This window comes from Paenibacillus lutrae, assembly GCF_009757775.1.
Lineage (GTDB): Bacteria > Bacillota > Bacilli > Paenibacillales > NBRC-103111 > Paenibacillus_F > Paenibacillus_F lutrae.
This window is the reverse complement of sequence record NZ_RHLK01000012.1, coordinates 144,779-155,985: the sequence shown is the minus strand read 5'-3', so window position 1 is coordinate 155,985 and position 11,207 is coordinate 144,779. Positions and strand designations below refer to the sequence as shown.

Here is an 11,207-nt window from a genome sequence, read left to right as displayed (position 1 = left end):
CATCGATTCCGCTCGACTTGCATGTATTAGGCACGCCGCCAGCGTTCGTCCTGAGCCAGGATCAAACTCTCCGATAAGGGTGTCGACCGAAGCCGACGTTTATCTCAAGCTGAATAGCTCAAAAATTCAATGCTGACGAGAATTTCTTCTCTGTTTAGCGTCCTGATTGCTCAAGACGTTTCAATCACTCGTTGTTCAGTTTTCAAAGGACAATCTCTTGCGCGTTACTCGTTTGTACCGGCGTTTCTCTCGGCCGGAATTTCATTCTAACACATGCATTCGATCATTGCAAGTATTATTTCTAACATTATTTTTGTAAGTAATCTCACATGAACTTGTCATGGCTGTTATTTCTAACGGCCGAAAACTAATATATCACATAAGTTGTAAGCTTACAAGCACTTTTTTTCACTGCCTCTCAACGGGCAGAAATTTAATATATCATGCTGGTCTCTTACAATCAACAGGAATATTTTCACACGATGTCTCAGCAGTCTTCACTTTAGTTAAGCTTTGAATAGTTTGGTCTCTTTTCAGCAATGTTAAACATAAAACGTTATTAAATTGCATACCTCGATCATTCGGATTGGATCGCTCCCATATCTGTATTATTTATAAGCCTTCTATATAGTAAGGCAAAAAGACAGCAGGCATAAATTCGATTACTCAGAGATTGGGTAATACAAGGGATACTTAAGCGCAAGACCACCATAGAAGGGAGTCTACAACCTTGATCAGCGCCCAAACTGTCCTAACTATTATCGTTATCAATATCGCCTATGTATCTTTATCAACAATCCGCATGATCCTTGTCATGAAAGCAAGAAAAGTACTTGCTACGGTGATCAGTACGGTTGAAATCTTTATTTATTTGATGGGCCTCAATATTGTGCTGAGTAATATCGACGATCCGCTGAACATCATCGCTTACTGTCTCGGTTGGGGTGCGGGCGTATGGCTCGGCATTCGTATTGAAGGCTGGCTCGCCCTCGGCTACACCACCTTGCAGATAGTGGTGGACTATACAGAAACGAAACTGCCGGACACTCTTAGAGCCAAAGGCTACGGTGTTACCCACTGGGTTGCCGAGGGCAAAGACGGACCGCGCCTTGTTATGCAGGTTCTGGCCAAACGCTCTCTGGAGAAAAAACTGCTTCTTATCCTTCAGGAGCATGCTCCAAAAGCTTTTGTGATTTCTTATGAACCCCGTTTCTTCAAAGGCGGCTTCTGGACTCGTCGCATGAATCCTTAATATTGGATTTTATTGTATGTTTCAATAGAAAGCAATCTTGTTTACTTAAGGTGTTACATAAAGAGCCATACGAATATTTCATGTATTTTACAGAAAAGGGGTTCTGCATATAATGATTCGCTTAGAAGGTGTCAGCAAAAGATATGACGACGGATTCGTCGCGCTTAAAAATTTGAATCTCGAGTTTGCCCAGGGAGAACTGCATGTCTTGATTGGTCCCAGCGGCTGCGGCAAATCGACGACTATGAAGCTCATTAACCGGCTCATCAATCCCTCAGAAGGCAAAGTTACCATTAAGGGAAAGGATATCTCCCAAGAAGACCCTGTCGAACTACGACGCAACATAGGTTATGTGATACAAAACATCGGTTTGTTTCCCCATATGACGATTGCACGTAATGTAGCCGTCGTACCTAAACTTCTCAAGTGGGATCAGGAACGCATTGATAAACGGGTGAACGAACTTCTGGATCTGGTCTCGTTGAATCCCGAAACTTACCGCAACCGCTATCCTTCCGAACTTAGCGGCGGACAGCAGCAGAGAATCGGCGTCATCCGCGCCTTCGCCGCCGAGCCGGATATCATACTGATGGATGAGCCCTTCAGCGCACTTGATCCGATATCCCGCGAACAGCTTCAGGATGAATTAATCCGGCTGCAGCAGGAGCTGAAAAAGACAATTATTTTCGTGACCCATGATATGGACGAAGCCATTAAAATCGCCGATAACATTGTCCTGATGAAAGACGGCGAAGTTGTCCAACATGGACGTCCCGAGCATATTCTCCGTTATCCGGCCAATGAATTCGTCAAAACCTTTGTCGGCAAACAGCGTCTTCACGGGTCCGGGGGATTAGATGAAATCCCGACGGTAGATGAAGTAATGGCGGAGCACCCGGTTACGGCCTACCCTACACGCGGACTAGCCGAAGCTATCAAAATCATGGAGAAGAACCGCGTTGATTCGCTTTTAATTGTAGACCGGCAAAACCGTTTAATCGGTGCCGCGTCTATTTTCCAGGTTCTAAACAAATACCGGCAAGAAAATATGACGCTTGCGGACGTTACGAAGCCGTTTCTGCACACGGTGCTGGCTGGCACTTCTTTGTCCATTGCAATTCAGATGATGAACGAGCACAACCTTCCTTATATTCCGGTAGTTCGCGAGGACGGTAAATTCGCCGGGCTTGTGACTAAAGGCAGCGTTGTACGTCATCTTGCCGAGGTGTATACGCCTGATGAAGAAGAATCCCCTCCTGTTACTGAACTGGAACTTGATTCTTCCGCGGACGGCGGGCCGGAGGTTCCAGTCAGCAGCGGCGGAGGTGCGAAATGAATTTTCTAAGCGATTATGTACAATTTCTCACCGACCGTATGCCGGATATCCTCGTTGCATTTCGTGAGCACCTCATTATTTCTTTCGTATCGGTGGCACTTGGCTGTCTGGTTGCGATACCGATAGGGATAATCCTGGCAGGAAACCGTATAAAATTTGTGAATTCGATTGTGTTTGCTTTATCTAATTTACTCCAAACCATTCCGAGTCTGGCGCTCTTGGCCATCCTCATTCCTTTAATCGGTGTCGGCATGAAACCGGCGATCATCGCCTTGTTCCTCTATTCGTTAATGCCGATTATGCGCAACACTTTTACCGGTTTCCAATCGGTGAACCCGAGTTTACTCGAAGCGGCCCGAGGAATGGGTTACAGCAGAATACAGCGGCTGGTGAACATCCAGCTTCCACTCTCTCTCCCGTACATTATGTCCGGCATTCGTGTAACGACTGTATATATTATCAGTTGGGCCACCCTGGCTACTTTAATCGGCGCAGGCGGTTTGGGTCAATTAATCGTAGCCGGAATGGGCGTTAACAAGAAGGAATTGATTTTCACGGGCGCTATTCTAGCCGTCATTCTGGCTCTGATTGCTGATTTCCTGCTCGGAGTAATCGAAAAATGGCTGACAGCCCGCGTGAAATCTCCCGGAGTAAAGCCAGCGTGATGTAGAAAACGCACTAACAGAAATAAATTTCCAGGTGAATCACTATAGAAACTACTAGATACTTGGGAATTCAGTAAAGGGGATTATGCATGAAACGTGTGAGAAGACGCATACTCGGAACCCTCCTGCTTGCTTCAGTCGTTGTATCCGCGAGCGGGTGCGGCAAAGGAGATACGATTCTGATTGGAACACAGACCTACTCCGAGCCGAAAATCATCGCCCAAATGTACAGATTATTGATCGAAGACCGCACGGATCTGAAGGTGGATGTCTTACCCGATTTGGCTTCCAGTGCTGTCATTATTGATGCGATGAAGAAAGACGATATTCAAATAGCGACGCTGTATACAGGCGAGCTGCTCAATGAACATTTTCCGCTTGAAGAAAAAGTGCGTTCACGGGATGAGTTTCTAGCCGATGCTCAAGCAGGATTTGATAAATATTTCAATTTCAAATGGTTTGATCCTTATGGATTTGAAAACACATATGCTTTTACGGTGCGCAAAGAACTGGCAGATGAAAAGGGATGGAAGAAAATCTCGGATCTGAAGAATGACGCAGGAACTATCAAACTCGGAGTAGACACGACCTGGCTGGAAAGAGAAAGCGATGGCTACAAGGCTTTTGCCAAGCATTATGACCTTAAATTCGGAACGACGCTTCCTATGGAAGTCGCTCTCGTCTATAGCGCGGTTGCCAGCAAAGAAGTTGATATTGTTCTCGCCTATTCGACGGATGCAAGACTCAAGGAGTACGATCTCGTTACACTGGAGGACGATAAACAATTCTTCCCGCCTTATGACGGATCTCCGGTAGTCAAAAAAGAACTGTTGGCCAAACATCCCGAATTAAATGAAATTATGGAACTGTTAATCGGAAAAATTGATGCAAAAACGATGATTGATCTCAATTATGAGGTCGATGTAAAGAAGCGTAATGAGAAAAAAGTAGCTGAAGATTACTTAAAAAAGGTCGGGCTGCTGAAATAACCGTGGTTCGGAAGTCATTGTTAAGGGGATATGCATATGCAGCTTTTCTTTGAATATTTAGGCGAAAACTGGGTCGATCTTCTCGGACTAACCTATGATCATATCGTCATGGTCGCACTGGGCATTCTAATGGCACTTGTGGTGGGAGTACCGCTAGGCGTGCTGGCGGCACGCAACCGGCGGCTGGGATCGGTCATCCTGACCTCAGCGAACGTCGTACAGGTATTCCCCAGCCTCGCCCTGCTTGTCCTGCTGATGATTGTATTCGGCCTCGGGTTCACGACAGTAGTAGTCGGACTCTTCCTCTACTCGCTGATGCCGATCATCCGCAACACTTATGTCGGGCTGACTCAGGTCAACCCCGCCATTTCGGAGGCGGGACGTGGGGTAGGCATGAGCCCGCTGCAGCTGCTGCTGAAAGTACAGCTGCCGTTATCGCTGCCGTTCATCGCAACCGGTGTGAGAGTCGCGGCCGTCATTGCGATCGGCGTCGCGACCATTGCCCCGCTAATCGGCGGCGGCGGGCTCGGCCGGGAGATTTATTCCGGCATCAACATGGATAATCCGGCCCGGCTCTATGCGGGCGCTATTCCCGCTGCACTGCTCGCGCTGCTGACGGACTTCCTGCTGGGCTGGGCACAGAAGAGAATGAATCTGAGCCGGTAATTCGCGCAGGACGATAAAAAGGCAAAGTCACCCCATTGTAGGGAACTTTGCCTTTTTATCTTTTCAGGAGATATCTGAGCAAGTAAGGGTTGGTCGCTGGGCACCGAATGCGAATTCCGGGGCGCATTGCGGCACTGAAACGGCTGATGAGCATCTCCATCTGCAAAGTGTATATGTATAAGCAGATTTCCACGCATACAAAGTGCCGAATGTCCTGTAACAGGAACATTCGGCATTTATCGTTGTATGCAAAGGTGATGAACCCGTCAAAAGATTTCTGGCGTTAAGCCTGCCAAATCTGCGGATCGTCATATCCTTGTATATATTCGATCTGGATAGGTTTGATCTCAAGAATCACATAATTCGGGTCATGAGGACCTTCAAACCAGTCTTTGAGATCATCCCGCCACACTTTTTCCTTCAAACTGTCATTACTGCTGACCGTCGCTTGCGCCTCAATCTGGAGGATCTCCTTGGATGGTTTACCGTCAAATCCGACAAGGATATGTACATTAGGGTTGTCCTTCAGTTCATCAACCTTATCTGTTTTGCGGTTAGTCGCCAAGTAGATCGTCAATCCTTCGTGAAACAAGGCCATATAACGCACACGCGGTTTGCCGTTATCTACGGTAGCGAACGAACATACCTCATTTTGATCCAAAACAGCTTCGATTTTCTTTCCCAGTTCTTGATTCGACATTCCTAAACAGCTCCTTTCAATTCAACACGTCTACTTATATAGAATACCCGAAAGGAGGGAATGCCAAACGAAACCGCGGATAAGCATCCAAGCCAGAGGATCTTTTGGAGAAATAATGAATAAAAAGAACTAGTCCAATTTACCGCTCACATCCGTCACCGCAAAGTTATAATTGACCGAGCGCGTAACAGGCTCATCACGCTCGTTCAAACCGCTAATGTCGAATGAAAGGTTATAAACCCCCGGCTCCGTCGGCACCTGGAAGTTGACCTGCACATCACCGTTAACCGCATCTACGTTTAGTTCATTCATTTTCTGAATAGTATGGGCGGCATTCGCCTTCTCCGCTCTAGTCAGTGTCGCTTTGTTCGTACTGCCTCTTGTTCCGCTTCCTGCATCCCACTTCTTAACTCCATTAAAACCTACGGAGACACTGGCACTTTCGCCTTTTCGGAAAAGCTTACGGGGTGATTTAAGCTGTCCCTTGATCTTCCCTTCAGGACGGGCAAGCATAAAATAGGCATCTCCGCTTCCGGACATCTCGAGCTTCCATTCGCCTTTCTCCGGCCGCTCTAACGAAAAATTATGATGAACAGCCCCTGCGAACAGAACTTCTTCGTCACCTTCAGGCTTACCCGGTTGAAGATCATGCCGGACTCCTGCCGGACTGATCAGTGTAACCTTGGTTTGCTCGGAAGCTGTCAGCACATCCATGACCAGATTGGTAAGTCCGCTTTCAAGCGGGAACGTCTCAGTTACACGCTGGCCTTGAAGCGGACCGCCACGCAGGATGAAAGAAGTATTCTCCTCTGCCACGCCCGGTCTAGCCAGCAAATTCTCAGAAGCCGAGGCAGATCCGGATGCCACAGATGCAGAGGCGGCCCCCAGTGCCAGCTTCGGCTTCACCAGATTCCAGGTCTGCGAGGCATTTCTCATCTCACTGTGTGAGATATTCTTGGTGAAATTCGGGATTCCGTACGGCAGTCCCATTGCCGAGGCAACGCTTACCAGCCCGTCATCTTCATCGGGGAGGACAGCATGCGCAAACCAAGTCGAAGAAAACCAGCCGTCATCTCCCTCTCCTCCGGACATATACGTTTTGGTCAATGCATTTTCCGGTCGGCTGTCCGTCTGGGAACGATAAGCAGCCATATAGGAAGTCTGTAAGGAATACACCGCCTCATCTTTCTTATCCAGAAGCTCAGCGAGCCAGCTTGTCCAGTTGCTGTAGGCCATATCCGCCACTTCAGATCCTTTGTTAGGTGTCGAAAGCTGATGAACTACATTCACGTATGGAGCCGCGCCATAATGAACCAGCGCCGTCTGCGTGTCGATGCCTCCTTTGGAGTGCGCGATGATGTTAATTTTGGGCACCCCGTAATAAGCCGCGACCTTCTTGATTACTTCTGCCAGCTTAGGTCCGTTAGTCCACATGTTCCCGCCTGTTCCGTCCGAGTCTTTCAACTGGACAAAAGCTGTCCGGTAACCCGCATTGTAGGCGGCATCATAATAGGAGTCTGTCTTGGTCCAGGTTGTGTAATTGGAATGCAGGCCTTGGACAAATAAAATGACCGGCTTGGCGCTTGAAGCTTGAGGAGGCACAGCCCCCGTATACCAATCTCCAAAATTTGCGCTCGGGTTGTCATTATGAAGAACCGGAGCAGGCGCTGCCGCGTTCACCACTGAGGAGCAGAGCAGAGCTGTTACCAAGCTAATAGCGGATACCACTCGAAACCGGACGTGCTGAACCATTATAAAACCTCCTTATGATGGGGTTGTCTTTCTCTATCATCATAGGGGATATTCCAATAAAAGGGTATAATTTTCGTGTTAAAATTTGGATAATTATTGATTCGTTTACAATTCAGATTTCTGTACTCTCTTCCTATTTCCCAATTCTAATTCTAATTCCAGGTTTGTCTTAAATCTGCAGGTGTCGAATGCATACTAATTAGTAGGTGTCTTCTCTCGACATGAAATCCATTCAATTTAAAACACTTTCCTACCTTTCGATATTTCTCGGGAAATAATAGGCAGCTGACACCCCGCAGCTATAGTATGCTGCTGTCGACCATAAGCAGCTAATTACAGTCTCTTTGTCAAATAAAGATATAACAAAAAGACCCCTACATATTTGTAAGGATCTCTTCGTTCTGATGCGGTCGGAGGGATTTGAACCCTCACGCCCATTGGGCACTACCCCCTCAAGATAGCGTGTCTGCCGTTCCACCACGACCGCATATGACACTATAAAAGTGAGCCATGAAGGACTCGAACCTTCGACACCCTGATTAAAAGTCAGGTGCTCTACCAACTGAGCTAATGGCTCTCATGGTGACCCGTAGGGGATTCGAACCCCTGTTACCTCCGTGAAAGGGAGGTGTCTTAACCCCTTGACCAACGGGCCTTGTCGAACTATAAAATGAGGTGTCGTTTTGACGACATTTGTTATTATAGCGTAAGCTTTCTAAATTGACAAGCACAAAATTAAATTAATTTCTGGACCATTAACGACATAAAAAAACTAAAAAAGCTGCTCCGGAGAGCAGCTTTGTTAAGTGCTAAATTAATGGCGGAGAGAGAGGGATTCGAACCCTCGCACCACTTACGCAGTCTAACCCCTTAGCAGAGGGTCCCCTTATAGCCACTTGGGTATCTCTCCAAAAAAATATGGCTCCCCGAACAGGACTCGAACCTGTGACAACTCGATTAACAGTCGAGTGCTCTACCAACTGAGCTATCAGGGAAGGACAATAACTAATTTATCATGAACCTTTTGTAATGTCAAGCGTATAACTCATTAATTTTCCTCTGCATTTTCCGCAAAAATATTTGCGCACATCGACCTTCCTTTTCCTGTAATATTCCGTCTTGCAATTCATACATTCGAGCCTGTACCGGTAAGGGATGGGCTTCCTGGTCTGAGGCAAAGCCCGGCAGAATCTGGTCCCGCCTACACGCTTGAGGAGAGTTTTAAAATCGGCATCCCTGTGCTGAAAGCCTCTTTTCTGAAGATGCAGATGATAGTGACACAACTCGTGCTTGATGATCTTCTCCACGTCGTCCCGCCCGTAGTTTACCCATTGGTGCCAGCTGATTTCAATATCATGAGATTTCGTAAAATATCGTCCGCCGGTAGCGCGCAGACGCTTATTAAACCTCGCCCGGTGCAGAAAGGGCCAGCCGAACGACTGCATAGAAATCTGTTCTACCCACTGCTGCAGCAGTTGATCGTCCATCTATGTCCGTCTCCTCTCTCCCCTTTCACGGGTTGGTATGAATGATAAGATGCCGCATTTACAGATAAGTCTCTCTTGAATTTGTACCTAATGTACCGCTATACTGTCAAGTAGTAAACGAGAACGTGAATGCAAGAGAGGAGCACCACCGCCATGTCGAATAGCGCTATGAGATATGCTGTTTTGAAGCTGAATGACACGCTTGAGTTTGTCGAAATGCCCGGTACGCATATGTACCAGCTGACTGCCCTGAACCGCCGCCTCCACAAAGAAATTGAAAAGCTGACCGCGCATAATGTGCCGGCACTTCCATCTGTAATCGCGGAATGCGACAATCTGGAGCTCGTCAGCACTTCCTATACGGTTACCGGCGGACTGGATTACATCAATAAGCTCGAGACGACCTTCGCGGCGATTAAGGAATCCGCATATCCCCTTATTTCTCTTCTTACGGAAATCCGCGCGCTTCAGGCCCAACTGGAACAGTGGTACGAGGAATACGAAGAAGAAAACGTATAGCCGGCCGCATAAAAACGAACCGGACCTGCACACTGCGGGCTTGCGCCCCATATGATGTAAGTAGTCAGGCAGGAAGGGGATGGCTTTATGCCGCAATGGCTTTGTAATCAGCTGATGCGAGCGTTTCAGAACAAGAACCCTCGGCAGATTCGTCTGCTTAACGACAGCTGGTTTTTTTACCGGACACGAAGATCCCCCGCAGAGCTTTCGGGATCATTTGAAAAAAGCAGGTAAACCCGCGCTATGCGGGTTTACCTGCTTTTTTAAGTTGATGTCTCCAAGCGGAGTCTTGTGCTTGCCGTTCATCCAGGCAGCTAGCGTTTATACTTATCCAGCGCCTCCCTAATCTCGGTATTCAGCTTCTGCACATCCGGTGCCTTTGTTTCCGTATCGCTGAGCGTATACTTGTATTTGAGCTTAAGGATGCGGTATACACTTTCGTCTATACGCTTCTCAGATAGTTTACCCTTCTGAACGGCTTCTCTCAGCGCTTCAATAACTTGTATCGTATTCCCGTATTCATGGCACACCAGCATGACATCTGTACCGGCCAGTACCGATTGCACAGCAGCCTCTCCGATCCCGTAATTCTTCATAATGGCCCCCATCGTTAAATCATCGGTAAAAATAACACCGCCAAAATTCATTTCCTTGCGGAGCAAACCGCTGACAACAGCCGGAGACAGAGAAGCCGGGTAAGTCTTGTCCAGCTTCGGAAGCAGAATGTGTGCAACCATCGCCGCATCGGCGCCGGACTTAAAGGCTTGGGCAAACGGAGCCAGTTCGAAAGAACGCAATCGTTCTAAATCGTAGTTCACCACCGGCAGGCCGATGTGTGAATCAACCGATGTATCGCCATGTCCCGGGAAATGCTTGACCACCGGAATGATTTTCTGAGAGGCGAGTCCTTTCATCGTTTCGACACCCATATTCCCGACTAGTTCCGGTGTAGTTCCGTAGGAACGGTTCCCGATAACCGGATTATCCGGGTTGCTGTTTATATCAAGCACCGGTGCATAGTTCAAATTAAATCCGAGGGCGCTGATTTCTTTGGCAAGCACATTTCCTACGTCTGCTGCCATACGGTTATCCTTCGATTTGCCCACCACCTGCATAGCAGGAACATCGGCAAAACTATCCGGCATTCGGCTTACACGTCCGCCCTCTTCATCGACACTGAGAAAAAGAGGGGTTTTGCCTCCTGCTTCTGCATTAGCAGCTTTAAGAGAATTGAGGAACGTAACCGTCTGGCCAACACTCGCAATATTCGGTTTGAACAAAATAAAACCGCCCACCCGGTACGTATCAATCAGCTCGCGTGCGTGCTCATCCATCTGTACGCCATCTACGCCGCTGATGACAAGCTGGCCAATCTTCTGCTCAATCGTCATATCCGCCATCATCTCTTTGAGCGGATCTTCTGCGGTAGGCACCGGCGTCTGCTGCGGTTCCGAACTTCTGACCGGCACAGGAGTGCTGCTGCCCTCAGGCGCCTTGCTCAAGAAACCACAGCTTGTAGCTGTCATGAGCAGGATGAACATCAGGAGAACTCTTCCTCCGCTGCATACTCGTGAATCATTCATATGTATTCCCTCCGCTCCAATGGAAACGCCCTCAGATTGGCGGGTCCCCTTGCCTGCAAGACATTAATGAATCTATAAAAACTGATTAGCCGGCAAAAGAGCCGCCTCGCAGCGTATACTGCGGGACGTCTTCCGTTTCTGGTTTTGCCATATTCACGAAGTGTTATTCTCTAAGCCGTAAAATTCCTTCCATGTAACAAAAAGACCTCAAGTCATCTGCAAGATCCTTGAGGTCTTCATCCCTACATTCACTAAAAA

General features: G+C 47.8%; 11 protein-coding genes and 5 tRNA genes. 7 read left to right on the top strand and 9 right to left on the bottom strand.

Annotation, left to right across the window (positions count from 1 at the left end):
* Positions 1-730 precede the first annotated feature (730 nt).
* The 5 genes from EDM21_RS18485 (at position 731) to EDM21_RS18465 (ending at position 4,908) form a co-directional block, all read left to right on the top strand.
* On the top strand, positions 731-1,252 hold the full coding sequence (locus EDM21_RS18485; RefSeq protein ID WP_157337902.1) for a DUF2179 domain-containing protein: 522 nt from the start codon (positions 731-733) through the stop codon (positions 1,250-1,252).
* Positions 1,253-1,364: 112 nt separating this feature from the next.
* Positions 1,365-2,588, top strand: a complete 1,224-nt coding sequence (locus EDM21_RS18480; protein ID WP_157337900.1) for an ABC transporter ATP-binding protein — start codon at positions 1,365-1,367, stop codon at positions 2,586-2,588.
* Positions 2,585-3,253: an ABC transporter permease gene (locus tag EDM21_RS18475; protein ID WP_157337897.1), complete on the top strand. Its 669-nt coding sequence runs from the start codon at positions 2,585-2,587 to the stop codon at positions 3,251-3,253. Before EDM21_RS18480 ends, EDM21_RS18475 begins: the two co-directional genes overlap by 4 nt.
* An 89-nt stretch (positions 3,254-3,342) precedes the next feature.
* On the top strand, positions 3,343-4,242 hold the full coding sequence (locus tag EDM21_RS18470; RefSeq protein ID WP_157337895.1) for a glycine betaine ABC transporter substrate-binding protein: 900 nt from the start codon (positions 3,343-3,345) through the stop codon (positions 4,240-4,242).
* A gap of 36 nt (positions 4,243-4,278) precedes the next feature.
* Positions 4,279-4,908: an ABC transporter permease gene (locus EDM21_RS18465; RefSeq protein WP_157337893.1), complete on the top strand. Its 630-nt coding sequence runs from the start codon at positions 4,279-4,281 to the stop codon at positions 4,906-4,908.
* Positions 4,909-5,191: 283 nt separating this feature from the next.
* Here EDM21_RS18465 and EDM21_RS18460 read toward each other — a convergent pair whose 3' ends face one another.
* The 8 genes from EDM21_RS18460 to EDM21_RS18425 form a co-directional block, all read right to left on the bottom strand.
* Positions 5,192-5,608, bottom strand: coding sequence for a pyridoxamine 5'-phosphate oxidase family protein (locus EDM21_RS18460; protein WP_157337891.1), 417 nt, complete (start codon positions 5,606-5,608; stop codon positions 5,192-5,194).
* A gap of 129 nt (positions 5,609-5,737) precedes the next feature.
* Positions 5,738-7,360 (bottom strand): lipase family protein, encoded by a 1,623-nt coding sequence (locus tag EDM21_RS18455; RefSeq protein ID WP_157337889.1) that lies wholly within the window; start codon positions 7,358-7,360, stop codon positions 5,738-5,740.
* Positions 7,361-7,765: 405 nt separating this feature from the next.
* A tRNA-Leu gene (locus tag EDM21_RS18450) sits at positions 7,766-7,847 on the bottom strand.
* A gap of 17 nt (positions 7,848-7,864) precedes the next feature.
* Positions 7,865-7,937 (bottom strand) — tRNA-Lys (locus EDM21_RS18445).
* A gap of 3 nt (positions 7,938-7,940) precedes the next feature.
* Positions 7,941-8,015, bottom strand: a tRNA-Glu gene (locus tag EDM21_RS18440).
* A 163-nt stretch (positions 8,016-8,178) separates the two neighbouring features.
* Positions 8,179-8,270: transfer RNA gene (locus EDM21_RS18435), tRNA-Ser, on the bottom strand.
* A 9-nt stretch (positions 8,271-8,279) separates the two neighbouring features.
* Positions 8,280-8,355 (bottom strand) — tRNA-Asn (locus EDM21_RS18430).
* Positions 8,356-8,373: 18 nt separating this feature from the next.
* Complete coding sequence (locus tag EDM21_RS18425; RefSeq protein WP_157337887.1) at positions 8,374-8,847, bottom strand: SprT family protein; 474 nt, start codon at positions 8,845-8,847, stop codon at positions 8,374-8,376.
* Positions 8,848-9,000: 153 nt separating this feature from the next.
* Here EDM21_RS18425 and EDM21_RS18420 point away from each other — a divergent pair, with 153 nt between their 5' ends.
* Together EDM21_RS18420 and cmpA are read left to right on the top strand one after the other, a co-directional pair.
* Positions 9,001-9,366, top strand: coding sequence for a hydrolase/acyltransferase (locus EDM21_RS18420; RefSeq protein WP_157337886.1), 366 nt, complete (start codon positions 9,001-9,003; stop codon positions 9,364-9,366).
* 87 nt (positions 9,367-9,453) lie between these two features.
* Positions 9,454-9,600, top strand: coding sequence for a cortex morphogenetic protein CmpA (gene cmpA, locus EDM21_RS18415; RefSeq protein ID WP_156430991.1), 147 nt, complete (start codon positions 9,454-9,456; stop codon positions 9,598-9,600).
* Positions 9,601-9,680: 80 nt separating this feature from the next.
* Here cmpA and nagZ read toward each other — a convergent pair whose 3' ends face one another.
* Positions 9,681-10,949: a beta-N-acetylhexosaminidase gene (nagZ, locus tag EDM21_RS18410; RefSeq protein ID WP_235918264.1), complete on the bottom strand. Its 1,269-nt coding sequence runs from the start codon at positions 10,947-10,949 to the stop codon at positions 9,681-9,683.
* Between the last annotated feature and the right edge of the window lie 258 nt (positions 10,950-11,207).

Excerpts from the sequence above, each read along its gene's own strand:
- EDM21_RS18425 (WP_157337887.1), bottom strand. The coding sequence starts at position 8,847 with ATGGACGATCAACTGCTGCAGCAGTGGGTAGAACAGATTTCTATGCAG.
- EDM21_RS18480 (WP_157337900.1), top strand. The coding sequence starts at position 1,365 with ATGATTCGCTTAGAAGGTGTCAGCAAAAGATATGACGACGGATTCGTC.
- EDM21_RS18420 (WP_157337886.1), top strand. The coding sequence starts at position 9,001 with ATGTCGAATAGCGCTATGAGATATGCTGTTTTGAAGCTGAATGACACG.
- cmpA (WP_156430991.1), top strand. The coding sequence starts at position 9,454 with ATGCCGCAATGGCTTTGTAATCAGCTGATGCGAGCGTTTCAGAACAAG.
- EDM21_RS18465 (WP_157337893.1), top strand. The coding sequence starts at position 4,279 with ATGCAGCTTTTCTTTGAATATTTAGGCGAAAACTGGGTCGATCTTCTC.
- nagZ (WP_235918264.1), bottom strand. The coding sequence starts at position 10,949 with ATGAATGATTCACGAGTATGCAGCGGAGGAAGAGTTCTCCTGATGTTC.
- EDM21_RS18470 (WP_157337895.1), top strand. The coding sequence starts at position 3,343 with ATGAAACGTGTGAGAAGACGCATACTCGGAACCCTCCTGCTTGCTTCA.
- EDM21_RS18455 (WP_157337889.1), bottom strand. The coding sequence starts at position 7,360 with ATGGTTCAGCACGTCCGGTTTCGAGTGGTATCCGCTATTAGCTTGGTA.
- EDM21_RS18475 (WP_157337897.1), top strand. The coding sequence starts at position 2,585 with ATGAATTTTCTAAGCGATTATGTACAATTTCTCACCGACCGTATGCCG.
- EDM21_RS18460 (WP_157337891.1), bottom strand. The coding sequence starts at position 5,608 with ATGTCGAATCAAGAACTGGGAAAGAAAATCGAAGCTGTTTTGGATCAA.